Annotated in this window: 25 protein-coding genes; 3 read left to right on the forward strand and 22 right to left on the reverse strand. The window is 65.7% G+C overall.

Going from position 1 to position 24,267, the window contains the following annotated elements:
- Positions 1 to 20: 20 nt before the first annotated feature.
- From recN to gstA, 19 genes are all read right to left on the reverse strand, one after another.
- Positions 21 to 1,670 carry a DNA repair protein RecN gene (gene recN, locus AC2FLM_RS04440; protein ID WP_496856078.1) on the reverse strand — a complete coding sequence of 550 codons (1,650 nt, stop codon included), beginning with the start codon at positions 1,668 to 1,670 and terminating at the stop codon, positions 21 to 23.
- Between the two features lie 39 nt (positions 1,671 to 1,709).
- A complete protein-coding gene (locus AC2FLM_RS04445; protein ID WP_234137731.1) occupies positions 1,710 to 2,564 on the reverse strand; it encodes an outer membrane protein assembly factor BamD in 855 nt (284 codons plus the stop codon).
- Positions 2,565 to 2,713: 149 nt separating this feature from the next.
- A complete protein-coding gene (gene lpxC, locus AC2FLM_RS04450; RefSeq protein WP_496856080.1) occupies positions 2,714 to 3,634 on the reverse strand; it encodes a UDP-3-O-acyl-N-acetylglucosamine deacetylase in 921 nt (306 codons plus the stop codon).
- 212 nt (positions 3,635 to 3,846) lie between these two features.
- Positions 3,847 to 5,475: a cell division protein FtsZ gene (gene ftsZ, locus AC2FLM_RS04455; RefSeq protein WP_496856082.1), complete on the reverse strand. Its 1,629-nt coding sequence runs from the start codon at positions 5,473 to 5,475 to the stop codon at positions 3,847 to 3,849.
- A gap of 393 nt (positions 5,476 to 5,868) precedes the next feature.
- Positions 5,869 to 7,203 (reverse strand): cell division protein FtsA, encoded by a 1,335-nt coding sequence (ftsA, locus tag AC2FLM_RS04460; RefSeq protein WP_234143372.1) that lies wholly within the window; start codon positions 7,201 to 7,203, stop codon positions 5,869 to 5,871.
- Positions 7,204 to 7,211: 8 nt separating this feature from the next.
- A complete protein-coding gene (locus tag AC2FLM_RS04465) occupies positions 7,212 to 8,219 on the reverse strand; it encodes a cell division protein FtsQ/DivIB (RefSeq protein WP_430539534.1) in 1,008 nt (335 codons plus the stop codon).
- A complete protein-coding gene (locus AC2FLM_RS04470; protein ID WP_234143371.1) occupies positions 8,207 to 9,127 on the reverse strand; it encodes a D-alanine--D-alanine ligase in 921 nt (306 codons plus the stop codon). The genes AC2FLM_RS04465 and AC2FLM_RS04470 overlap by 13 nt, the downstream gene beginning before the upstream one ends.
- Before the next feature lie 109 nt (positions 9,128 to 9,236).
- Positions 9,237 to 10,154 (reverse strand): UDP-N-acetylmuramate dehydrogenase, encoded by a 918-nt coding sequence (murB, locus tag AC2FLM_RS04475; RefSeq protein WP_496856085.1) that lies wholly within the window; start codon positions 10,152 to 10,154, stop codon positions 9,237 to 9,239.
- A 68-nt stretch (positions 10,155 to 10,222) separates the two neighbouring features.
- Entirely contained in the window at positions 10,223 to 10,504 is a 282-nt protein-coding gene (locus AC2FLM_RS04480) for a hypothetical protein (RefSeq protein WP_234167000.1), read from the reverse strand.
- Positions 10,497 to 10,766 (reverse strand): hypothetical protein, encoded by a 270-nt coding sequence (locus AC2FLM_RS04485; protein ID WP_234219259.1) that lies wholly within the window; start codon positions 10,764 to 10,766, stop codon positions 10,497 to 10,499. Before AC2FLM_RS04485 ends, AC2FLM_RS04480 begins: the two co-directional genes overlap by 8 nt.
- A 5-nt stretch (positions 10,767 to 10,771) precedes the next feature.
- Complete coding sequence (locus AC2FLM_RS04490) at positions 10,772 to 11,017, reverse strand: DUF2484 family protein (protein WP_234219258.1); 246 nt, start codon at positions 11,015 to 11,017, stop codon at positions 10,772 to 10,774.
- A complete protein-coding gene (locus tag AC2FLM_RS04495; protein ID WP_234219256.1) occupies positions 11,014 to 11,265 on the reverse strand; it encodes a DUF2484 family protein in 252 nt (83 codons plus the stop codon). Before AC2FLM_RS04495 ends, AC2FLM_RS04490 begins: the two co-directional genes overlap by 4 nt.
- Positions 11,262 to 12,449, reverse strand: coding sequence for an APC family permease (locus AC2FLM_RS04500; RefSeq protein ID WP_496856088.1), 1,188 nt, complete (start codon positions 12,447 to 12,449; stop codon positions 11,262 to 11,264). The genes AC2FLM_RS04495 and AC2FLM_RS04500 overlap by 4 nt, the downstream gene beginning before the upstream one ends.
- Before the next feature lie 114 nt (positions 12,450 to 12,563).
- A complete protein-coding gene (murC, locus tag AC2FLM_RS04505) occupies positions 12,564 to 13,961 on the reverse strand; it encodes a UDP-N-acetylmuramate--L-alanine ligase (protein ID WP_496856090.1) in 1,398 nt (465 codons plus the stop codon).
- Positions 13,958 to 15,055: a UDP-N-acetylglucosamine--N-acetylmuramyl-(pentapeptide) pyrophosphoryl-undecaprenol N-acetylglucosamine transferase gene (locus tag AC2FLM_RS04510; RefSeq protein ID WP_496856092.1), complete on the reverse strand. Its 1,098-nt coding sequence runs from the start codon at positions 15,053 to 15,055 to the stop codon at positions 13,958 to 13,960. The genes murC and AC2FLM_RS04510 overlap by 4 nt, the downstream gene beginning before the upstream one ends.
- A gap of 13 nt (positions 15,056 to 15,068) precedes the next feature.
- Positions 15,069 to 16,232, reverse strand: a complete 1,164-nt coding sequence (ftsW, locus tag AC2FLM_RS04515) for a putative lipid II flippase FtsW (RefSeq protein WP_496856094.1) — start codon at positions 16,230 to 16,232, stop codon at positions 15,069 to 15,071.
- 166 nt (positions 16,233 to 16,398) lie between these two features.
- Positions 16,399 to 16,605, reverse strand: a complete 207-nt coding sequence (locus AC2FLM_RS04520) for a tautomerase family protein (protein WP_234137717.1) — start codon at positions 16,603 to 16,605, stop codon at positions 16,399 to 16,401.
- A gap of 63 nt (positions 16,606 to 16,668) precedes the next feature.
- The gene (locus AC2FLM_RS04525) at positions 16,669 to 17,055 is read right to left on the reverse strand and encodes a nuclear transport factor 2 family protein (RefSeq protein WP_234143362.1); all 387 of its coding nucleotides are present in this window, start codon (positions 17,053 to 17,055) and stop codon (positions 16,669 to 16,671) included.
- Complete coding sequence (gene gstA, locus AC2FLM_RS04530; RefSeq protein WP_496856097.1) at positions 17,052 to 17,666, reverse strand: glutathione transferase GstA; 615 nt, start codon at positions 17,664 to 17,666, stop codon at positions 17,052 to 17,054. Before gstA ends, AC2FLM_RS04525 begins: the two co-directional genes overlap by 4 nt.
- Before the next feature lie 127 nt (positions 17,667 to 17,793).
- Between gstA and AC2FLM_RS04535 the strand changes: the two genes are divergently transcribed.
- The 3 genes from AC2FLM_RS04535 (at position 17,794) to AC2FLM_RS04545 (ending at position 20,380) form a co-directional block, all read left to right on the forward strand.
- Positions 17,794 to 18,156 carry a winged helix-turn-helix transcriptional regulator gene (locus tag AC2FLM_RS04535; protein ID WP_496856099.1) on the forward strand — a complete coding sequence of 121 codons (363 nt, stop codon included), beginning with the start codon at positions 17,794 to 17,796 and terminating at the stop codon, positions 18,154 to 18,156.
- 99 nt (positions 18,157 to 18,255) lie between these two features.
- Positions 18,256 to 19,140, forward strand: a complete 885-nt coding sequence (locus AC2FLM_RS04540; RefSeq protein ID WP_496856101.1) for a DMT family transporter — start codon at positions 18,256 to 18,258, stop codon at positions 19,138 to 19,140.
- 55 nt (positions 19,141 to 19,195) lie between these two features.
- Positions 19,196 to 20,380, forward strand: coding sequence for a BaiN/RdsA family NAD(P)/FAD-dependent oxidoreductase (locus AC2FLM_RS04545; protein ID WP_496856103.1), 1,185 nt, complete (start codon positions 19,196 to 19,198; stop codon positions 20,378 to 20,380).
- A gap of 135 nt (positions 20,381 to 20,515) precedes the next feature.
- Here AC2FLM_RS04545 and murD read toward each other — a convergent pair whose 3' ends face one another.
- From murD to mraY, 3 genes are all read right to left on the reverse strand, one after another.
- On the reverse strand, positions 20,516 to 21,916 hold the full coding sequence (gene murD / locus AC2FLM_RS04550) for a UDP-N-acetylmuramoyl-L-alanine--D-glutamate ligase (protein WP_496856105.1): 1,401 nt from the start codon (positions 21,914 to 21,916) through the stop codon (positions 20,516 to 20,518).
- 158 nt (positions 21,917 to 22,074) lie between these two features.
- Positions 22,075 to 22,890 carry a DUF2189 domain-containing protein gene (locus AC2FLM_RS04555; RefSeq protein ID WP_496856107.1) on the reverse strand — a complete coding sequence of 272 codons (816 nt, stop codon included), beginning with the start codon at positions 22,888 to 22,890 and terminating at the stop codon, positions 22,075 to 22,077.
- Between the two features lie 290 nt (positions 22,891 to 23,180).
- Positions 23,181 to 24,263, reverse strand: a complete 1,083-nt coding sequence (gene mraY / locus AC2FLM_RS04560; RefSeq protein WP_234143355.1) for a phospho-N-acetylmuramoyl-pentapeptide-transferase — start codon at positions 24,261 to 24,263, stop codon at positions 23,181 to 23,183.
- Between the last annotated feature and the right edge of the window lie 4 nt (positions 24,264 to 24,267).

Below are 24,267 nucleotides of genomic sequence, written 5' to 3' on the forward strand. Positions count from 1 at the left end.
CTTGTGCGCCGGTGTTGCCGTCAGGCGTCGAGCAGGGCGCGGGCGGCGGCGCGGGCGGCCTCGGTCACGGTGTCGCCCGAGAGCATGCGGGCGATCTCATCCTCCCGCTCGGGGTCCGACAGCGCCACCACGGTCGACAGGGTCGCGCCCGCCTCGACCCGTTTCTGCACCCGCCAGTGATGGGCGCCGCGCGCGGCCACCTGCGGCGAGTGGGTCACCACCAGCACCTGCCCCGCGCCCGCCAGCGCCTCGAGCCGCCGGCCCACCGCATCGGCGGTGGCGCCGCCGACACCCCGGTCGATCTCGTCAAAGATCATCGTCTTGCCGCCATCATCGCCGCGCAGACAGACCTTGAGCGCCAGCAGAAAGCGGCTGAGTTCACCGCCCGAGGCGATGCGGTTCAGCGGCCCGGCGGGCGCGCCCGGGTTGGCGGCCACTTCGAAAGCGACGACGTCACGCCCCTCGGGGCCCGGCTCGCCCTCGGTGATCCGGGTCTGAAACACCGCGCGCTCCATCTTGAGCGGGGCCAGCTCGTGCATCACCGCCGCGTCCAGTTCTCCGGCCGAGGCGTGACGGGCCTGCGACAGCGCCGCCGCCGCCGCCTCATAGGCGGCCTCGGCCTTGGCCAGCGCCGCGCGTTGCGCCGCCAGATCGGCATCGCCCGCATCCAGTGCCGCCAGCTTGCCGCGCAGGGTGTCTGCAAACGGGCCCAATTCGTCCGGAGCGACGCCATGCTTGCGCGCCAGTGCCCGGATCGCGAACAGACGTTCCTCCAGTTCTTCCAGCTCCGCCGGATTGAACTGGAGCGCATCCAGACAGTCTTCGACCCCCGACTGCGCCTCTCCCAGCTCGATCAGCGCCCGGCCCAGCGCCGCAACGGCGGTCTCCAGCCGACCCTCGGCCTTGTCGGCGACCCCGTCGAGCCAGCGGATCGCGTCGCTCATGGCGCCCTCGGCCCCGTCGCTGCCGATCAGGGCAAAGGCGCGGGCGACATCGTCGCGGATACGTTCGGCCCCCTGCATCAGGCGGCGGCGGGCGTCCAACTCGGCCTCTTCTCCCGGCTGCGGGTCGAGCGTGTCGAGTTCTCCGACCGCGTGGCGCAGATATTCCTCTTCGGCGCGTACCGCCTCCAGCGCCGCCTCGGTGGCCGCCACTGTCTTGCGGGCCTTGGACTGTGCGGACCAGGCCGCGCGAACCGCCTCAAGCTCGGCCGTCAGACCGGCATATGTATCCAGCATAGCCCGGTGGCCGCGCGGGTTCAGCAGGCCGCGGTCGTCATGCTGGCCATGCAGTTCGATCAGCGTCTCGGAAAGCGCCCGCAGCACCTCGCCCGAACAGCGGCGATCGTTGACCCAGGCGGTCTTGCGCCCGTCGGCGGTGTTGACCCGGCGCATCAGCAGCGTGTCGCCGCCGGGCAGGCCAGCCTCGGCCAGCACCGCATGGGCCGGGTGCCCAGGGACCAGATCGAACTCGGCGATGACCTCGCCTTGCTCGGCGCCCTGGCGTACCAGCTCGGCCCGGCCCCGCCAGCCAAGAACAAAGCCCAGGCTGTCGAGCAGGATCGACTTGCCCGCCCCGGTCTCGCCGGTCAGCACATTGAGACCGGGCCGGAAGTCCAACTCCAGCCGGTCGATGATCAGCATGTCCCGGATTTCAAGCGCCCGCAGCATCGTAAGCTCCGCAGGACGGGCCGATGGCCCGTCGCCCTGTTACAACCACTGCCCCTTGATCGACTGCCGGTAAATCTGGCTCAGCCAGTTGTTGCCGACATCGCGCATCTTCAACCCGCGCGCGGTCAGGAGCTTGTAGCTCGCCTCGTACCATTCCGAGGATTGGTAGTTGTGACCCAAGATCGCGCCAGCCGTCTGCGCCTCTTCCACCAAACCCAGAGACAGATAGGCCTCGACCAGCCGGTGCAGCGCCTCGGCGGTGTGGGTCGTGGTCTGGAAGTCCTCGACCACAACGCGGAACCGGTTGATCGCCGCCGAATAATGCTGGCGGCGCAGGTAATAGCGGCCGATCTCCATCTCCTTGGCGGCAAGATGGTCGAAGGCCAGATCGAATTTCAGGATCGCCGAAGTGGCATATTCACTGTCGGGATAGACCTCGATCACCGTGCGCAGCGCCTGCAACGCCTGAAATGTCAGGCCCTGGTCGCGCCCGACCTCGTCGATCTGGTCGTAATAGCTGAGCGCCAGCAGATACTGGGCATAGGCCGCATCCTCGTCCGCCGGGTAGAAGTCGATGTAACGCTGCGCAGCGGCACGGCTTTCGGGATAATCCTTGCCGGAATGATAGGCAAAGGCCTGCATGATCAGCGCGCGCTTGGCCCAGTTGGAATAGGGATAAAGCCGCTCGACCTCGGAAAAGTAATAGGCCGCGTCGTCGGTCCGCTTGACCGACAGCTCATATTCGCCGCGCTCGAATATCTGTTCCGGCGTATAGCCGTCCAGATTCTGGCTGCGATCAGCCGCGGTGCGAAAACCACCGCCGTCACAGGCCGCCAGGAACGTCGCCAAAAGAAGTGCGCCAACCAGTCTGGTACCTGCCCTGCTGCCAATCATACCGCTAGTCCTTGTCGTCTTGCGTGCGAGGTGTATCCCCCGATTGCGCCTTGGTCTAGCACATTAAATTCCGCTGCAAAACGCCTTAAAAGCATTGCCCGACACAGGGCCGGGCGACGAAAGGCAAAGCAAGGGTTCATCTGACCGTTTCAGGCAACCTGAGGGATTTCCGCCCAGATCAGCCCCTGGCCGGGCAGACGCGCGGCCTGTTCCGGGGTGCACAGCACGGGGCGCACTGCACCCGGCGTTTCAAACAGCGCGCGCAGCAGCGCATTGGTCAGGGCATGGCCGGCCTTTTCGCCGACATAGCAGCCGAGAATCGGACCGCCCGCCATGTAAAGATCGCCCAACGCATCCAGCATCTTGTGGCGCACCGCCTCGTCGGCGTGGCGCAGACCGCCCGGCGTCAGGATCTCGTCGCCATCGACGACCACGGCGTTTTCCAGCGTGCCACCCAAGGCCAACCCGTTGGCGCGCATCGCCTCGACATCGCCGCGCCGGCAAAAGGTGCGGCTGTCGCTCAATTCCCGTGCGAAGCTGCCGTTGCGCATGTCCATGCGACGGGTCTGGCGCCCGATCGCGCTGTCTTCGAAATCAATGGTGAATTCGATCTCCAAGCCGTCCGACGGCATCAGGGTGGCGCGCGCGCCATCCTTTTCCACCGTGATGGGCTTGAGCACCTCATAGGCCAGCACAGGCGAGGCCTGCTGCCGCACGCCGCGCGCCATGATGCCGCGCACGAACTCGACCGAGGATCCGTCCATGATCGGCACTTCGGGCCCGTCCAGTTCGATCAGCGCGTTATGCACGCCACAACCGGCCAACGCCGCCATGATGTGTTCGACCGTCGACACCGACACACCGGCGGCGTTCACCAGACGGGTGCACAGCGGGGTGCGGTCGACCAGATCATAGATCGCGGGGATCATGGCATCGCCGATCTCGATATCCGTCCGTTTGAACCAGATGCCGTATCCGGCTGCGGCTGGGCGAAGGGTCATGCGGACGGGTTTACCCCCATGCAGACCAACGCCCTGGAAGGTGACCGAGGATTTCAGCGTATGTTGCAAGATAGGCCTCTGACGGTTGCCTACAGCCTCTGCGAGCTGTGTTGACAATCAGGTAAGTGAGGGGGGCTGTTGGCTCAACTCAATCTTTGCAACGGTTTGAAACATCCGCGAAACGGATCGGCAATTCCCTGCCGTCTTAGACCTATATCATTGATCTAAAACGAAAAAGGGTCGCCAACAGGCGACCCTTTGTAACCATTTTGTGACCGCTATCAGTTGGCCTGGCGGCGCAAGAAGGCGGGGATCTCGATCCGCTCCTGATCGGGGTCGGCCTCGGCCTGCGCGGGTGCCGCTGCGTCACTCGGGCGCATCACGGGCTGCTTGCGAGCCACGGCCGGGCCACGATCCAGCGGGGTGTCCGGCGCGTGTCCGGTCATCCGGTCGATCAGTCGGTTGAAGCCGAAACGCGGCTTGTCGCCAGCCGGCTGCGCGGCGGGGCGACTGCCCTGCTGCGGGGCCGACGGCACCTTTTGCGCAGCCGCTTGCAGGCGGCGCATCGCTTCGGGCGAAGGCGTGCCGGGGGCCGCGGCGCGCGGCGCGACGAAAGTCTCGACCGGGGTCTCCTCTTCCTCGACAAAGGCGCGGGGTTCAAAGGCGGGCACCTGCGGCTGATAGGCCGGCGGCGGCAGGCCGTCGTCGTCCAGCAGCTCGCGCTCGTCGCCCGTATCCAGAATGTCCTCGCCCAGATCGTGCGCGGCCACCTGCTCGACATCCATGCCCTCGAACAGGCTGGGTTCCTCGGCGGCTTCGGCCACGGGCTCGCGTGCCGCGGGCTGCTCCAGCGTCAGCGGCGCCGGCTTCTCTTCGGCGGCCACCTTCTGCTTGAGCGGCGCATTCATCGGACGGCGCGGTACGGGCATGTCGAGTTGCACGTCCACCGCATCGATGCCGGTCGCCACGACCGAAACCCGCATTGCGCCGTCCATCGAGGTATCCAGGGTCGAACCGACGATGATATTCGCATCGGGGTCAACTTTCTCGCGAATGATATTGGCTGCCTCGTCCAGTTCGAACAGGGTCAGGTCATGGCCGCCGGTGATGTTGATCAGCACACCTTTGGCGCCGTTCAGGCTGATCTCGTCCAGCAGCGGGTTGGCAATCGCCTTTTCGGCGGCCTGCACGGCGCGATCCTCGCCTGCGGCCTCGCCGGTACCCATCATCGCCTTGCCCATCTCGTCCATCACGGCGCGGACGTCGGCAAAGTCGAGGTTGATCAGGCCGGGCCGCACCATCAGGTCGGTCACGCCCTTGACGCCCTGATAGAGTACGTCGTCGGCCATGCTGAAAGCTTCGGTAAAGGTGGTCTTTTCGTTGGCCAGGCGGAACAGGTTCTGGTTCGGAATGATGATCAGCGTGTCGACCACCTTTTGCAGCGCGTCGACGCCATCCTCGGCCTGACGCATGCGCTTGGCGCCCTCGAACTGGAACGGCTTGGTCACCACGCCTACGGTCAGCACGCCCAATTCACGCGCGGCCTGCGCGATGATCGGCGCCGCGCCGGTGCCGGTACCGCCCCCCATGCCAGCGGTGATGAAGCACATATGCGCCCCGGCCAGATGATCAACGATCTGTTCGATGCTTTCTTCGGCGGCGGCGGCCCCCACGGTGGCGCGCGCTCCGGCGCCCAACCCTTCGGTCACCTTGACGCCCAGCTGGATGCGTGAGGGCGCATGGCTCTGCTGCAGCGCCTGTGCATCGGTATTGGCAACGACGAAATCGACGCCTTCCAGCTGTTTTTCAATCATGTTGTTGACGGCATTGCCGCCAGCGCCCCCGACCCCGAAAACGGTGATCCGCGGCTTCAACTCGTCCTGTCCGGGCATCGAAAGGTTCAATGTCATGCTCTGTCCGCCTGTTCTACCCCCGCCTTGCGCGGAGTTTTTCTTACCTATCCACAGATAATCCTACTGATATTGCGGCGGCTCGTCACGCCCAAATCGCAAAAAAGCCACAAAATATGGAAAGATTCTGCACTGGGACGCGGTATTTCGCCGATCAATACAGATATAGCGGTTCGACATCCACCGGACACAACGAACCATCGGCCCGCACGCGTGGCGCCACGGAACAAGCATCAGACTCTGGCGGGACCTGCTCGTCCCTCTGCGGTACCGCTTTGCGGGTACCTTGCCTCTTTTCTAACATGGCGAACGGTCGATGTCATCCGCATCCTGAAGGAGAACGCGGATTTCTTCGGGATGGATCAAGGGCTTGTCCAGCCGGCAAGACCGCTCTTACCAGTTGTCGCGGAACCATTTGACCGCCCGGCGCAGCGACCGCGCGGGATAGCGGTCGACCGGAACCTCGAAATCCCACCATTCGTCCTGCGGATGCGCGGCAAACAGGCTGAGCCCCACCGCCGAGGAGAACCCCGGACCAGTGGCCGATTGCGGCAGGCCATGCACCCGCAATGGCCGCCCCAGCCGCACGCGCTGACCCAGGATGCGGCTGGCCAGCCCATCAAGCCCCATGATCTGGCTGCCGCCGCCAGTCAGCACGATCTGCTGGCTCGGCAGATGTTCGAACCCGGCCGCATCCAGCCGCGCCCGCACCTCCTCGAGGATTTCTTCGACCCGCGGCCGCATGATGCCGATCAGCTCGGCCCGGCTGACGGTGCGGCGGTCATGCTCCCAGTCGCCGGTATCGCCGCCGATGTCGATCATTTCGCGGTCATCGGCCCCGGTGGCATGCACGCCGCCGGAAAAGGTCTTGATCCGCTCGGCATTGGCGGTGGGCACGCCCAGCCCCATCGAGATATCGCCGGTCACGTGGTCACCGCCCATGCGCACGCAATCGGCATAGATCATGTGTTTCTTGAGAAAGATCGAAATGCTGGTGGTGCCGCCACCCATGTCGATACAAGCCGCACCCAACTCCTGCTCGTCCTCGACCAGCGCCGAGACACCCGAGACATAGGCCGAGTTGGCGACGCCAGCCAGTTCCAGGTCACATCGCTTGATGCAATGGGCCAGGTTGCGGATCGCGGTGGCGTCCACCGTCAGCATATGCATGTCCACCGCCAGGCTCTGACCCAGTTGCCCGCGCGGGTCGATCAGGCCCGAGCGGTTGTCGAGCGCGAAGTTCACCGGCTGCGCATGCAGCACCTCGCGCCCGGCACCGTATTCGGGCACCTCGCAGGCATTCAGCACCCGGCCGATCTCGGCCTCGGTCACCACCTGGGTTTCCAGTTCAACCTTGGCATCCAGCCCATAGGAGCGCGGGTTCGCCCCCGAGAAACAGGCGATCACGTGATCGACCCGGATATCGGCCATCTTCTGCGCCGCCTGCAAGGCGGTGCGGATCGCGCGCTCGGTCTCCTGCATGGCGGTGATCTCACCGAACTGCACCCCGCGTGAACGGGTGGTGGCGGCGCCGATCACCCGGAACCCGGTCTGGCCCGCCATCGAGCCGATGGCGCTGTCGTCAGACAGGCGGCTGCTGCCGTCAAAGCGCAGGATCAGGCAGGAAATCTTGGAACTGCCCACATCCAGAATGGCCACCACGCCCCGCTGTATCGCCTGTTGGCGCATCTGACGCATTGCCCGCTGCGACTGATAGAGATCCGTCATCATCTGTCTTACTGCCCGTTTCCGCCCGTATTCCTGACCCGCAACCACTCGGCCGAGGCCGCCTCGGTCATGCGGATCGTGGGGCGTGTGCCCAGCCGCATGTCCACGACCGCGATATCGCGATCCAGCAATTCCTGCACTTCGTTCACCGCCAGCACCCGTTCCAGCGCCTGCACCGGGCGCTTGGCGGGCAACTGGATCGCCTGCCCCCGGTCCAGCACCAGATCCCAGCGCCGTTCGCCCACCCAGACCAGGCCGCGCAACCGGTCGCCCAGCGGCTGAGCAGTCTGGATCAGGCGCAGCGCTTCGGCGACATTGGCATCGGCCCCCTCGCCCGCGATCAGCGGCAGGTCGGGGCGAGCCCCCCGTTCCGGCAGGTCATCCACATGGGCGCCGGTCTCGTCGAGCATCTCGACACCGGCACGGGTGCGCCAGACGACCGCCGGCTGCCGCTCGACCACGTCGACCTGCAACACGCCGCCGGGACGGATGCGCACCGTGGCGCTCTTGACCGGGTCCAGCCCCGCGATCACCTCACGGATTTGCTCGACATCCAGTTCGAACGAACTGATCGGAAAGTCGATCGGCACCACCTCGCGAATATCTGCCGCCAGATGGGTTCCGGCACCGTCGATGGCCATCAGGTTGACCATGAATTCGGGACGCTCCTGAATCGAGGCGCGAATATCGGCGACAAAGGCATTGAGCGCATCGCGCCGCTGTTCGCTGGCCAGAAACGCACTGCCCAGCGCAAAGACTAGGCAGAACGGCACCCCGATCCGCAGGCCAAGGCGGATGCCCGGTGTCAGCATCCAACGCTGAACCCGGTAGCTCAGCCGCGACGGCGCGGGGTCCGAGCGTTTGGGCGCCGGTTTCAGCCGCGACAACCCATCCAGCCGCAGGGCGCTGGCCAAAGGTGCTGCATCGCCCGCGCCGCTGTCAAAGTCGGCGTCCTGCCCGGCGGGCAGTTGTGGATGGAACCGGACCGGCAGCAGGAAGCGGCTCAGCGATCGCACGAGGCATCCTCCACCATCCAGGCGCAGAGCTGGCCGAACGTCATGCCAGCGGCAATCGCCTGTTCGGGCGCCAGCGAGGTGGGCGTCATGCCCGGTTGCGTATTGGTCTCCAGCAGGAACAGCCCATCGGCGCCCCGGCTTTCGTCCCAGCGGAAATCGGTCCGGCTGAGGCCACGGCAGCCCAGCGCCTTGTGCGCGCGCAGGGCATAGTCCAGGCACAGCTCGAAGATTTCACGCGGCAGGTCAGCGGGGATCACATGGCGCGAGCCTCCGGGGCTGTATTTGGCATGATAGTCATACCAGCCATCGGTCAGGATATCGGTCACACTCAGCGCCCGGTCGCCCAGCACGGTGGTCGACAACTCGCGGCCCGGCACATATTCCTCGACCATCAGGGTCGCGGGCAGGTCCGGCGCCAGGACCGGCGGACCGTTCGCCGCCTCGGTCACGATATAGACGCCGACCGAGCTGCCTTCGTTATAGGGTTTGACCACATAGGGCGGTTGCATCAGATGGGCCGCCTCGATGGCGCCACGCTCGGCCAGCAGGCTGGCGGCGACCGGCAATCCGGCGGCGCGATAGGCTTCCTTGCTGCGCTCCTTGTCCATCGCCAGGGCCGAGGCCAGAACACCCGAGCTGGTATAGGGGATGCGCAGCCATTCCAGCAGGCCCTGAACGCAGCCGTCCTCGCCCCAGCGACCATGCAATGCGTTAAAGACGACATCGGGCGCGATCGCGCGCAACCGGTCGCAGAGGTCGGGGCCGGCATCCAGCTCCACCACCTCGAAACCTTCTCCCCGCAGAGCGGCGGCGCATTCACGCCCCGATACAAGCGAGACCTCGCGCTCGGCCGAGGGTCCGCCCATCAATACCGCCACCTTGGGGTTTGTCCTGCTCGACATACCCAATTCAGTGCCTCTATGTCATCCGGGCCTTATTTGGCGACCCGCTTTTTGCCCCGGACTCCGCCCCCTGTTTTGGCCTGAAAGGGTTCGCGGTTTCGGGATGTTAGCCGTCTTACGGATCTCCGACCCGCATGATTTCCCACTCTAACGTTATGCCGCTGGTGTCGTAAACCTTTTTTCGCACCTCTTCGCCCAGACCTTCGAGATCCGCCGCCGTGGCGCCACCGGTGTTGATCAGGAAATTCGAATGCATCTCGCTCATCTGCGCACCGCCGCGCCGGGCACCGCGCATGCCGGCATCGTCGATCACCTTCCACGCCTTCAGATCATGGATATCGTCCGCCTGCCCGGTCGAGGAGAAACCGGCCGGATTGCGAAAGGTAGACCCGGCGCTGCGTTCCCTGGTGGGCTGGGTCTGGTCGCGCTTGTCCAGCTGCGCCTGCATCCGGGCATGCAGCGCCTCGGGGTCGCTCAGAGTGCCTTGCAGACTGGCCGAGACCAGCACCGCGCCCTCGGGCAGGTCGCTCTGCCGATAGCGAAAGTTCAGGTCAGTAGCGCCCAGCGTCACCAGCTCACCCGAGCGCAGCACCACCTGGGCCGAGCGGAACACATCCGCCGTGTAACTGCCATAGCAGCCCGCGTTCATCCGCACCGCCCCGCCAATGGAACCGGGAATGGTGCGCAAAAAGGTCAGATCAACACCCGCATCCGCCGCCCGCCGGGCCACATGCGCATCCAGCGCGGCGGCCCCGGCGGTGACAGTATCGCCCGCCACTTCGATTGCGTTAAAGCCGCGCCCGAGCCGGATCACCACCGCGCGCAAACCGCCATCCCGCACGATCAGGTTCGATCCGACCCCCATGGGGAACACTGCCACTTCGGCAGGCAGCATGCGCAGGAAAGCTTGCAGATCGGCGATATCGGCGGGCTGGAACAGCCAATCCGCCGGCCCACCCACCCTGAGCCAGGTCAGTTCGGACAGGTCCCGGTTCGGCGTCAGCTTGCCGCGAATTGCGCTTGTGTCGATCATGTCCGCCCGTCTTTTCGTCACGTCGGGGGGATGTAACCCGGAAGCACCGGTCGGGACAACGCCAAAGCTCAGCCGCCGCGGCGCCAACCGACCCAGCCGACAAATCCCCCCAGCACAAGACCCAGGATCACCGGACCCAGCCCCAGCGCCGACAGCGCCGCAATGCCGATTGCGGCCCAGGGGTCATCGAGGCTCTGAGCATAGAGCATCAGCCCCGCCAATGCGCCGCTGGCGATCATCGCAAGACTGAGCACCCGGCGCCAGCCACCGGCGCGGGCCAGCCGGCGCCCCAGATAGGCGCCCCCCAGCCCCAGCAGGGTGGGCACGACATAGAGCAGCAGATTATCCATCGCTACGGCGCCTCAGGCATCCGATCCCGGCGCCCAGCAGCAGGCCCAGCCCCAGCGGCGCGCAGAACAGCATGGCGACGATGCCGGGGCCCATCCCCTCCCATGCGAAGCGTTGCGACTGAAAGATCAGCAGCCAGACAGCAATCGCTGCCAGCAACGCCCCCACCAACGCCCAGAGGGCGGCGCCGATCCGGGCCAGGAACGCTCCCACCGCCAGTCCAAGGGCCAATAGCGCAAGCGGTATGGCAAATTCGGCCTCCATCCCGGTCAGGCGCGCGGTCGCCGCAGCCAGCGCCCCAGATAGATGACCGGCCAGCGCAGCACCGACATGCCCGCGATCAGCACCACCAGCCCGATCCAGGGACCATTCTCATAGGTCACATAGCCCAACAGCGGGATGCCCAGCGCGATCAGCGCATAGGCGCGGCGCCAGTGGTGATCACGGCTGGGCAGCATCGCCAGCACATTGGCGGCCACCGCCCAGAGACAGGCCAGGATCAGCGACAGGGTCATTCGGCGCGCTCCGCCGGACCAAAGGCCTTGCGCCAGAAATAGCGCAGCGGGTTGCGGAACATCGACACAAATCCCGCCAGTGCCAGCAGGGCGGCCAGCAAACCGTGCTCATACCCGATGGCGACGATCAGCGCCGGCGCCAGGATCAACAGCATCAGCCCCGGCGCATATTGGCGGCGCATGGGCAATAGCGCGACCACGGTCGCGGCGATCACCCACAAGGCTCCCAACAGGATTGTCCAGCTCATAGAATTCCCCTTAACGCAACCGAAAGCGCCCCCAGCGACAGCACCAGCCCCAGAACGGGTACCACCATCGGAACGCGGAACCGCGCCTCGGGCGCGCGTCTTTTTTGGACGATCAAGGCGCCGTTGACCAGTGCAAACACCGCCAGCAGGATCGAGGAGGTGGTCTCGGCCAGGGTCTCGACCGGCACATAGAGTGCGCAAAAGATCACCGCCGCCCCCACCATAAGCGTTGCCAGCACCGGCGTGCCGAACCGCGGATGGGCATTGTGAAAGAGCGCCAGCGCCGGGTTGCGCCCGCCCAGACCGTAAAGCACGCGGGTGGCCATGACGATCTGCGCCAGAATGCCGTTCAGCGCCGCAAACACCGCGATGGCCGAAAGAAAGCCCGCACCGCTGCCGCGCCCATGTTGCCAGACCAGCGCCAGCGGGCTTTCGGATTGACCCAACTCCGCCAGCGGCACCGCGCGCACCGCCGCCCAGGCCACCAGAGCATAAAGCACCGAGGTCACCACCAGCGAGATCAGGATGGCGCGCGGAAGGGTACGCTCGGGCGCCTCGACCTCTTCGGCCATGTTGACGATATCCTCGAAGCCGATGAAGGCGAAGAAAGCCAGAACGCCGCCCAGCCCTATGCCGGTCCAGACCGGTGGCGCAGGGGCAACCCAGTCGGGCGAGGGGTCGGCCCCCAGCCCGGCCCAGACCACCAGCGCCAGCCCGGCCAGTTCGACCACGGTGAACACCGCCGCCAGCGCCAGGCTTTCCAGCACTCCGACGATGGCGACCAGCGTCAGGGCCGCGCCGATGCCGATCATCGCCCAGACCGGGTCGATCTCGGTCACGGCGGTCAGATAGCCGACCCCGCCGCGCAGCACCGCCCCGGCCGAAACCGTGCCCGCCACAACCACGGCCAGACCCACCAACAGCGCCAGCGATTGGCTGTTCAGCCCGGTGCCCACATAGGCGGCCTCGCCCGCCGCCTCGGGCAGGCGGGTGGAAAACTCGGCATAGCTGAGCGCGGTGGGCGCCGCGATAATACCCGCCAGCAGAAAGGCTATCGGCGCCCAGACACCGGCATCGCCCGCCACGGCCCCCACCAGAACATAGATGCCCGCGCCCACCATGACACCGATGCCATAGGCGGTGAGCAGGCCCAATCCGATCCGTCGTTTCAGTGGCGCGGCCATGATCCTCTCTCCTGCGCTCTACCGGCCCGTTCCTGCCGGTCCGGTCCCTACCCTACAGTGCTTGAGGAGAATGACAGCCCGACCCGTCGCCGCACGGGTGGCGCGGGCGCGGGCCTATCCCTTCAGCCGATCGGGCAGGCCGTTGGCCCAGGCGCTGATCGTGCCGGCACCCAGACAGACCACCATGTCGCCCGGACGTGCCTGTTCGCGCACCAGCCGTTCCAGGTCATCCTCGCTGAGGATGGCGCGGGCATGGCGATGGCCATGCCGGATCAGCCCGGCGACCAGCGAGTCGCGGTCGGCGCCGGCGATCGGCGTCTCGCCCGCGGCATAGACCTCGGCAATGGCAACCACATCGGCCTCGTTGAAACAGGCGCAGAAATCGTCGAACAGGTTGGACAGGCGCGAATAGCGATGCGGCTGATGCACGGCGATGACCCGGCCCTCGCTGGCCTGGCGCGCGGCTTTCAGCACGGCGGCGATCTCGACCGGGTGATGGCCGTAATCGTCGATGATGGTGACACCGTTCACCTCGCCCACCTTGGTAAAGCGGCGGTTGACGCCACCAAAGGCGGCCAATGCGGCGCGTATCTCGTCGGCCTTCATGCCAAGATGGCGGGCCACGGCCACCGCGCTCAGCGCGTTCGACACGTTGTGGTCGCCCGGCATCGGCAGGGTGCAGCCCTCGATCACCATCTCTTCATGCTGAAGCTGGATGTCGAAATGCGCCACCCCGCCCTTGTAGGTCAGGTTGATCGCGCGCACGTCGGCCTGGGCATTGAACCCATAGGTGCGCACGCGGCGGTCGGTGATCCGGCCCACCAGCGACTGTACCTCGGCATGATCGGTGCAGCAGACGGCGATGCCATAGAACGGAATGTTCGAGACAAAGTCATAGAACCCCTGCCGCAGCCCCTCGATCGAACCCCAGTGCTCCATATGCTCGGGGTCGATATTGGTGACGATGGCCACCGTTGCGGGCAGCCGGTTGAAAGAGCCGTCACTCTCGTCGGCCTCGACCACCATCCATTCGCCCTGCCCCATCCGCGCGTTCGAGCCATAGGCATGGATGATGCCGCCATTGATGACGGTCGGATCAAACCCGCCCGCCACCATCAGTTCCGCCATCATGGTGGTCGTGGTGGTCTTGCCATGTGTACCCGCGATGGCGATGTTCGACTTCAGCCGCATCAGCTCGGCCAGCATGTCGGCGCGGCGCACCACCGGCAGGCCCTGCGTGCGGGCGCCGTCGAGTTCCGGATTGCCTGGCTTGATCGCGGACGAGATCACCACCACGGCGGCCCCGTCCAGGTTCGCGGCACTCTGGCCTTCGAAAATCTCAGCGCCCAACCCGGCCAGTCGCTCGGTGATCTTGGACCCTTTCAGGTCCGAGCCCTGCACCCGGTAGCCCAGGTTCAACAGCACCTCGGCGATGCCCGACATGCCGATACCGCCGATGCCGACGAAATGGATCGGGCCGACATCCTGCGGCAGTTTGGTGGCAGGGGTCATGGTGTCTCCTTCTCGGCCAGCTGTTCGACCAGTCCGACCAGGCGTTCGGTCGCATCGGGGGCGCCCGTAGACAGGGCCGCGTTGGCCATTTGCAGCGCCGCGTCCGGGTTGGTCAGGACCGCCACGATCTGCTCTGCCAGCGCGGCGCTGTCAAGGGCGCGCTCGGGGATCAGGATCGCCGCATTGGCGCCGGTCAAAGCGCGGGCATTGGCGGTCTGGTGATCGCCGGTGGCCGCCGCATAGGGGATCAGGATCGCGGGCCGCCCGATCACGCTGATATCGGCAACGCTTGAGGCGCCCGCCCGGCTGATCACCAGCTGCGCCTCGGACATCCGCCGGGGCACATCGTGAAAGAAGGGTTCGACCTCGGCGTCGATGCCATGGGCAGCGTAGAACTCGGTGACGCGCGCGCTGTCCTCGTCGCGGGCCTGATGGGCCACGCGGATATACTGGCGCAGTTCTTCGGGAAGGGCCGCGATGGCGCCGGGCACCACATCGCTCAGGATGCGGGCGCCCTGGCTGCCGCCCATCACCAGAATCGACATCGGATAGGGTCCGGGCGGGATATAGGCGGCCCCGGCGCGTTCAAGCACGGCGGCCCGAACAGGATTGCCCACATGCAGGCCCTGAGCGCCCTCGGGCAGGTCGGTGGGCCAGACACCGCAGGCAACACAGGCAACCCGGCGGGCAAACACCTGGTTGACCCGGCCCAGCACGCCGTTCTGTTCATGGATCATGCGCGGCAGCCTGAGCAGCGTTGCCGCAGCCAGCGCCGGGATCGAAGGGTAACCGCCGAACCCCACCACCACGTCGGGGCGGTCGCGCCGCATCTGCATCGCGGCCCCTGCGATGCCCGCCGCGATGCGGGGCGCCACCATCGCCTTGGCCAGAACCCCGCCACGGGCGAATGTCGCGCTCGACACTTGCGTGATCTCGGTCGTATGCGGGAACCCGCCGGTATAGCGCGCGCCACGGGCGTCGGTGGACAGGCGCACCCGCCAGCCCTTGCGCAACATCGCCTCGGCCAGGGCCTGGGCGGGGAACATGTGCCCCCCGGTCCCACCCGCCGCGATCATCAGGTATTTCCGCGTCATCCCAACCGCCAGTCTATCCGCGCCCGCGCAACAGGTCGACAAGCTCTCCTTGCGGCCGGGTGCGGGTGAAACACAGAAGCATGCCCACCGCAATACCGCCCGCGATGAGCGACGAGCCGCCATAGCTGACAAATGGCAGGGTCATGCCCTTGGCCGGCAGCAGGCGCACGGCCACACCCATGTTGATCATCGCCTGCACGCCAAAGGTACAGGCAAGCCCGGTACCCGCGAGACGCAGGAACATGTCCCGCTCGCGCATCAGCCGCAACAGCGAACGCACCACGATCGAGGCATAGAGCGCGATGATGATCAGAACCAGAACCAGCCCGTATTCCTCGGCCGCCACCGCGATGATGAAATCGGTATGAGCATCGGGCAGCGACCATTTCACCTGACCCTCGCCAACACCGACACCGAACAACCCGCCCTCGCGGATGGCATTGGTGGCATAGCCCAGCTGGGTTGTCGGATCGACATCGGGGTTCAGAAACCCGTCGATGCGGCGGGCAAAATGCTCGGAACTGGAATAGGCGACCATACCGCCCAGCACCACGACACCCGCCATCGCCATCAACAGCAGCATCGGCGCTCCGGCCACGAAATACATCACGCCCCAGCCGAACAGCACCAGACAGGCCTGCCCGAAATCGGGCTGCATCACCAGCATCAGCACGATCGCAACGCAGAGCGAGAATGACCATAGCCGCCCCGGCGGCCCGTTTATCTCTTGCGCGGCGGCAAACAGCCACGCGGCGACTACCATGAAACCGGGCTTGAGAAATTCCGAGGGCTGCACCGAGGCGAAGCCCAGCGAATACCAGCGCACCGCACCCTTGCCGAAATCGGTGCCAAAGACCGGCAGCAATGCCAGCGCCACAAAAGAGCCCAGAAACCCCAGCACCGCAAGGCGACGTACCAGCGTCGGCGACATCATCGAGGTCAAGAGCATGGCCACGATGGCCAACCCGCCGAAAAATGCCTGTCGCTGCACGTAGTGAAAGGGTTCGAACCCGTTGCGCTCGGCCAGCGGTGGCGAGGCCGCCAGGCCCAGCAGCAGACCGATCCCGAACAGGATCAGCACGCAGGACATCGACCATTTGTCGAGCGTCCGCCACCATTTAGGAAGAACTGGTTCGCCGCCCCGCTCGGGGACCGCGCCATATACCATCTCGGTCATGACACCACTGCCGCTTGCTGCCTCGTTCGCGCCCCTGTTCGGGGTCTTGATGTCCGGTTCGTGCCGGATCTGGAAACAGAGTACTGCAAAGGCGTCCATCCTGCCAGAGGCTTTGTCTCGTGCAGGCATTTCTCCGCTCCGGTGAACACGAGGCGGAGAAGCGGGTTCAGTCGGCCTTGCGCCTGCGGTATTCCGCCACCGGCAGACCGCCGATCCCCCAATGATCCATCTCGACCTCGTCAATGACGACAAATGTGGTCTCGGGATCCTTGTTCAGAACCTGTTTCAACAGGTCGGTAACACCCGCGATCAGTTCGGCTTTCTGCGCGGGCGTGGCACCCTCGCGGGTTATCTTGATGTTGACATACGGCATGCCGGGTTCGTGTCCTTTCACAATCAAGCGTCCGGCGCGCGGCGGGTCGCGCGCCGGATCGGGTTAAAGCGGTTCCGAATGGAACACCTTGGCCAGGATCTGCCAGCGTCCGTCCTGCCGCACGAAGGTCAGGAAATCGGTGAAATAGCTGTCACCGATGGCGCAGTTCACCACCGCCCGCGCCGTATCCGGCCCGGCAAAGTCGATCGACTGGATACGATCCCGCCGCGCCTCGCCCTTGCTGGCGGGCGACACCCGCTGGTCGACCACCGCGAAATAGGTCTCCATATCGCGATAGAGCCAGTCGCCGCCGCTGGCACAGGCATAGATCGCCTGCGGGTGAAAGACCTGCCGCAAGCGGATGCTGTCGGCATGGTGCAGCCCGTCGAAATAGGTCCCGATCACCGCCTGCACGGCGGCAAAGGGCGCCTCCTCGGTCGTCATGCTCATCCCAACAGCCCCTCGGCCTGCATCGCCGCGCGGGTCGCGGGGCGCTCGGCCACGCGGGCGACCAGCGCCTTGAGGTTGGGCACCGCGTCCAGCGACAGGCCCAGGAAATTGGCCCAGTTGGCAACCACGAACAGATAGGCATCGGCCACGCTGAATTGCGCCCCGTTCAGATAGTCGCGGCCATCGGCCAGCATCGCCTCGACGATCTGCATCCGGCCATTGACCCGCTCGACCGCCGCGTCGCGCGCCTCGCCCTCCAGCGGCTTGCCCGAGAAGAACGGCCCAAACGCCTTGTGCAGTTCCGAGGCGACGAAGTTCAGCTGCTCCTGCACCCGGGTCCGGCCCAGGCCACCGCCCTGCGGCACCAGCCCGGCATCGGGGTTCCGCTCGGCGATCAATTGCAGGATGGCGGCGCCCTCGGTCACGGTCTCGCCCCCGTCCAGCACCAGCGCGGGCACATATCCCTTGGGGTTGATGGCGCGGAAATCGCCGCCCGATGCAGTGGTGCCGGCGGCGGTGTCCACCTGCTCCAGCTCAAAGTTTTCGCCCGCCTCGATCAACGCGATATGGCTGGCCAGCGAACAGGCACCGGGTTTGTAATAGAGTTTCATCCGTTCCATCTCCTTTTGTCGGATTGCTCTGATGCGCTGGAGGTAGTCACGGAGTTACCGAAGTAAACTTGATTTCCTTTTGTTACTGCTTTATCCGGTTACCCCACGGTTACCAGGTGAGAATCCGATGGCACTCAAGATCACCCGAAACAAGGCTGCCCCCCTGCCCGGCCGCTGCCCGCTCAGCGAATGCATGAAGCTTTTGGGCGGCGCCTGGACCCCGAACGTGATCTGGTATCTCAGCGGCGGCGCACGACGGTTCAACGAGCTGCGGGTCGATATCCCCGGCATCTCGGCCAAGATGCTGACCGCCCGCCTGCGCGAGTTGGAACACAAGGGCGTGGTCCAGCGTGAGGTGCGCCCGACCTCGCCGCCCTCGGTCGAATACAGCCTGACCGATCTGGGCCAGGACCTGGTTCCCGCGATCCTGGCGATCGTCGATGTGGGCCATCGGCTCAAGAACCGGGATCAGTGCCCCGCAACCCCCTGACGCACCAGTCTTTTGCGGCGCATCACGTCGCGAACGGAACAGACGCACCGATGACCCACCGCCACCATCGTGACGATACCGGGGCAAGGGGCAGAGGGAATGGGCTATTCGACAGGGGTCATTCTGGTGGCAGTCGCCGCTGTGCTCTGGTCGCTTCTGGGGCTCGCGATCCGCCAGATCGAAGAGGCCGGAACCTGGGCGATCCTGTTCTGGCGCTCGGCGGCGATGGTTCCCGCGCTGCTGGCCTTTGTCGCCTGGCGCAAGCGCAAGCCGATCCTGCCCGCCCTGCGTGCGACGGGCTGGGCGGGACTGATGGGCGGGTTCGGGCTGGTGCTTGCCTTTTCCGGCGCGATCTTTGCCATCCAGTCCACCACCGTTGCCAACGCCGTGTTCCTCTTTGCCGCCTCGCCCTTTCTGGCTGCCGCGCTCAGCTGGGCGGTCTTGCGCGAAAGCGTACGGCCCGCGACATGGCTTGCCATCGCCATCGCCATGGCGGGTCTCGTCGTGATGGTGCGCGAGGGGCTGGCACTCGGGGCCCTGGCGGGAAACCTCGCCGCGCTTGCCTCGGCGCTGGGATTCGCGCTGTTCACCCTTGCGCTGCGCTGGGGGCGGCTGGGTGACATGATGCCCGCTGTTGCCATTGGCGGCATGCTGTCGATGGTCGTCGCGCTGGGGATGCTCGGGCTCACCGGCGAGCCGCTTTTGGTGCCCGCGCGTGACATCGCCATCGCCATGGCGATGGGCGCGGGCCTGCTGGCTGTGGGCATGGCGCTGTACACCATGGGCAGCCAGGTGGTGCCTGCCGCCGAACTGACGCTGATCACCATGATCGAGTCCATGCTGGCACCGGTCTGGGTCTGGTTGGTCCTCGGAGAACAGGCCAGCGCCGGTACGCTTTGGGGCGGCGCGATCATCCTCGCCGCCGTCGCTCTGAACGCAGTCAGCGGCATGCGACGCAAACCCGCGATCCCTCCGATGGCCTGACCCACAATCACCTGACCCCCTTGCCAAATCGCGCGCGGTACGGCACCCCCGGCACATGCAGTTGAACACGATCATCCTGGGCGCTGGCGCCGCCGGCATGATGTGCGCGGCCCATGCGGGACCGGGCACGCTGGTGCTCGATCATGCCCGCGCGCCGGGGGAAAAGATCCGCATATCCGGTGGCGGCCGCTGCAACTTCACCAATATGTACGCAGGCCCCGAGAACTTCCTGTCGCAGAACCCGCATTTCTGCAAATCGGCGCTGGCCCGCTATACCCAGTGGGATTTCATCGAGCTGGTGAACCGCCACGGTATCGCCTGGCACGAGAAAACGCTGGGCCAGCTCTTCTGCGACAGCTCGGCCAAACAGATCGTCGCCATGCTGCTCTCGGAGATGCAGCGCGCGGGCGCGACCCTCTGGCTGAACACCAGCCTCAAGGACCTGTCCCATGCCGATGGGCGCTTCCGCCTGATGGTCGAACGCGAGGGCAAGACAGAACGGCTCACCACCCGCAACCTGGTGCTGGCCACCGGCGGCAAGTCGATCCCCAAGATGGGCGCCACCGGGTTGGCCTATGACATCGCCCGGCAATTCGGCCTGACGATCACTGAAACCCGCGCGGGCCTTGTCCCGTTCACTTTCCCCGAGGGTCGTTTTGCCCCGCTCGCCGGGCTTTCCCTGCCCGCCCGCCTGTCGAACCAGCGCGCCTCGTTCGACGAGGCGCTGCTCTTCACCCATCGCGGTCTGAGCGGGCCAGCCGTGCTGCAACTCTCCTCCTATTGGCGAGAGGGAGAGGAAATCGGCGTCGACCTCGCCCCCGACCGCGATCTCTATACCGAACTGCGCGACCAGCGGCAGACCTCGGGCCGCCGCGACCTGACCACCGAACTGGCCCGCCTCCTGCCCGCTCGTCTGGTCGAGTTCCTGGCGCCGAAACTGGGCTTCAAGGGCCGCCTCGCCGACCAGTCAGACAGCGCCTTGCGCGGTCTCACCGACGCCCTGCACGACTGGCGCCTGACGCCCTCGGGCACCGAGGGCTATCGCACCGCCGAGGTCACGCTTGGCGGCATCGACACGGACGGGCTCGACGCCCGCACGATGGCGGCAAGATCCCTACCCGGTCTCTACGCAATCGGCGAGGCGGTGGACGTCACCGGCTGGCTCGGCGGCTATAACTTCCAATGGGCCTGGTCCTCGGGCCACGCCGCCGGAACCGCGATTGCCAAGGCACAGCGCTGACCGCAAGCGCCGATGCGAGGCGCTGCCTGGCGCTCCGGAGTATTTGCGGCGAAATGAAGCCCGGACAGTCCCCATATCTTCATTTCGCTCAAAATACTCCGGGGGAGTCACCGCAGGTGACGGGGGCAGCGCCCCCTAACCCCCCAGCCGCCCCCGCACCTCGGCCATGAAATCCTCGCCGCGCCGCTCGAAATTGTCGTATTGGTCGAAACTCGCCGCCGCCGGGGCCAACAGCACGGTATCGCCGGGCTCAGCCTCGGTCATGGCGCGGGCGACCGCCTCGTCCATGGTGGTGCAGACCTCGCTCTCGGCTTCCAGTTGCAGCGCGAAACCGGCGGCCTCGCGTCCGATCACATAGGCCTTCAGCACCTCGCCCAGCCCGTCGTTCAGCGCCGCGATGCCACCCTCTTTCTGCAAGCCGCCGCAGATCCAGCGGATCCGCTTGAACGCGCCCAGCGCCTTGAGTGCGGCATCCACATTGGTGGCCTTGCTGTCGTTGACATAGGTGACCCCGCCCGCCTCGGCCACGATCTGGCTGCGATGCGGCAGGCCGGGATAACTGCGCATTCCCGCCTCGATCACGCGCGGGCTCAGCCCCAGCGCCCGGCAGGCGGCATAGGCCGCACAGGCGTTCTGGTGGTTATGCGCCCCCGGCAGGCCGCGAATGTCGCGCAGGTCGATTGACCCCGCCTGCCGCCCCTTGCGGTACTCGCTCAGATACCCCTTGCGGGCAAACACCTGCCAACCCGGCCCGGTCAGCTTGCGGCTGACCGACACCCGGATCACCCGGTCATCGCCCGGCCCCTCGGACATCTGGCCCGCCAGATACAGCCCCTCGGCCTCGTCCACCCCGATCACCGCGCGGTCCGGCCCGCCCTCGGCAAAAAGCCGGCGCTTGGCCGCGAAATAGCCGCCCATGCCGCCATGCCGGTCCAGATGATCCGGCGAGAGATTGGTGAACACCGCCACATCCGGCGTCAGCGCGCGGGCCAGATCGGTCTGATAGCTGCTGAGTTCCAGCACCACGACCGAGCCCTCTTCTCCCGGCTCGATATCCAGCACCCCGCGCCCGATATTGCCCGCCAGTTGCGCGGGCCGCCCGGCCTCGGTCAGGATGTGGTGGATCAGCGCCGAGGTGGTCGACTTGCCGTTCGACCCGGTCACCGCCACCACGCGGGGCAGCGTGTCCATGCTGTTCCATTCGGGTCCCGCGAAGGAGCGGAAGAAGAGGCCGATATCATTGTCTACCGGCACCCCTGCCTCCAAAGCAGCGGCGATCACCGGGTTGGGTTCGGGGTAAAGGTGCGGGATGCCCGGCGACACGATCAGACAGGCGGTATCGTCCCAGACGCCCTGTTTACGCAGATCGCGGATGAGGAAGCCCTCGCCCTCGGCCGCCTCGCGCGCGGCGGGGTTGTCGTCCCAGCACAGCGCCTCGGCGCCACCCACCCGCAAGGCCCGCGCCGTGGCCAGCCCCGACCGGCCCAGACCCAAAACCGCCACCCTGGCGCCCGCAAACCCTTTGACCGGGATCATGCCTGCTCTCCCTCAAACCCGTTTCGCGCCACCCTGTACCGAGGCTCTGGCGGATTGCAAGCGGGGCAAGGGAGGGGAAAGGAACATATCCGTTCCTTGGCGCGGTTCGCGAAGCTTGCCCGCCTCGCCATCGAAATCCGCGCTGCCAACCGGGCACGTCACCGCTCTACCGGCGACACGGCTCGCAGATAAAGGTGCCAAGTCGTATGGCCGAGTATCGGCAGGGTAAAGATCAGGCCCAGGAATGCCGGAACCATCGACAACAGCATGGTGACCAAAATGATCGCAGCCCAGCCGAGCATCACCACCGGGTTCTCCCGCACCACACGAACCGAGGTGAGCATGGCGGTGATGAAATCGACCTCGCGGTCCAGCAGCATAGGCATGGCGACAACCGTCACCGAGAACAGCACCGCCGACAGCAACGCGCCGACACAGGCGCCGATCGCAAGGAAGATCCAGCCCTCCGGGGTGAAGAAGACCGTGTTCAAAAACCCGTCCAGATCCGAGAAGGACGAGTTCTGCAGGGTGATCACCAGAACGGTCCGGAACTGGTAGAACCACACCCAGAAGATGAACAGCGTGACAAAGGCCATCCAGCCCATTTCGCGCCTGCTCTGACTGCTCATGACGTTAAGGATGTCCGACCAGCCAAACTCCTCCCCGCGCGCCAGTCGGCGGGACATCTCATAGAGTCCGGCGGCGGCAAAGGGTGCAACAAGCGGAAAGCCGATCGCGGCGGGAATGACCATCCAGACCGCGCCGAGCCAGACCAGGCACCAGACGAACAGGATCCCGAACACCGCATAGAACAGGCCAAAGAACCCGCTCATCACAGGCCGCGCCAGAAAGTCGGCAAAGCCTGCCTTCAGTGACGCCCGGATATCATCCGCCGTCAGCCCGTTGACCTCGGGCATTCCCTGCTGCGGCGTCGCATGGTCCGACGGTGCGGGGTCCGAGCCACTGGATGTCATGTCTCCCTCCCTCCAAAGCATGCCACAGCCCGGGTCCGTTCGACCTTGAGACCCCGCAGTGAAACACTGCATCTCTTCTCTGAGCCAAAGTCTGCAACAGCTTGGGACACCGGGCAAGGAGGGAGTGTGGCGGCATGTACCGGGGAAATGCCCGCAAGCCTCCGCATCCTTGGCGTCGCCATTAAATGTCCGCTCTTCCTCGAAAGGCATGTTTGGCGGTCAGCGAACGTCAAAAACGAGGTCTGCCCGACCCCTAGAAAACGGTCAATTCGTAGGACAAAAGGCCCGCCTCAGCGGACCTTGAGTGTGGCCAGCCCGATCATCGCCAGGATCAGAGAGATGATCCAGAACCGGATCACGATGGTGGGTTCGGCCCAGCCCTTTTTCTCGTAATGGTGATGGATCGGGGCCATCAGGAACACCCGCTTGCCGGTCCGTTTGAAATAGAGCACCTGGATGATGACACTCAGCGCCTCGACCACAAATAGCCCGCCGACGATGGCCAGCACCAGCTCGTGCTTGGTCGCCACCGCGATGGCGCCCAGCGCGCCGCCCAGCGCGAGGCTGCCGGTATCGCCCATGAACACCGCCGCCGGGGGCGCGTTATACCACAGGAAACCCAGCCCCGCGCCAAAGAGCGCGGCGGTGAAGATCAGGATCTCTCCGGTCCCCGGCACGTAATGCACATCAAGATATTCGGTAAAGTCGACTCGCCCCACCGCATAGGCGATGACGCCCAGGGTAGAGGCCGCGATCATCGCGGGCATGATCGCCAGACCGTCCAGACCATCCGTCAGGTTGACCGCATTGGCCGAGCCGACGATGACGCAGATCGCAAAGGGCACATAGAGCAGCCCCAGATTGATCAGCGTGTCCTTGAACACCGGCAGCGCCAGCTGGTTCTGCAACTCGGCCGGATGGTTGTAGCCTGCCCAGAGCGCGGCGATCACCGCGATTATGATGCCCAGCGCCAGCCGCATCTTGCCTGACACGCCCTTGGTGTTCTGTTTCGACACCTTGGCATAGTCGTCGGCAAAGCCGATCAGCGCATAGGCCAGCGTCACGAACAGCACCATCCAGACAAACGGGTTGTCCCAGCGCGCCCAGAGCAGCGTCGAGGTCAACAGCGCCCCCACGATCAGCAGCCCGCCCATGGTCGGCGTGCCCGCCTTGGAGAAATGCCCCTCGGGGCCGTCGTCGCGGATCGGCTGGCCCTTGCCCTGCTTGCGGCGCAGCACGTTGATCAGGGGACGCCCGAACAGGAACCCGAAAATCAGCGCCGTCATGAAGGCCCCGCCCGCGCGGAAGGTGATGTAGCGGAAGAGGTTCCAGACATCCCCCCCGTCCGACAGGGCAGTCAACCAGTAAAGCATGCGA

Source organism: Ruegeria sp. SAZD011, assembly GCF_059612545.1.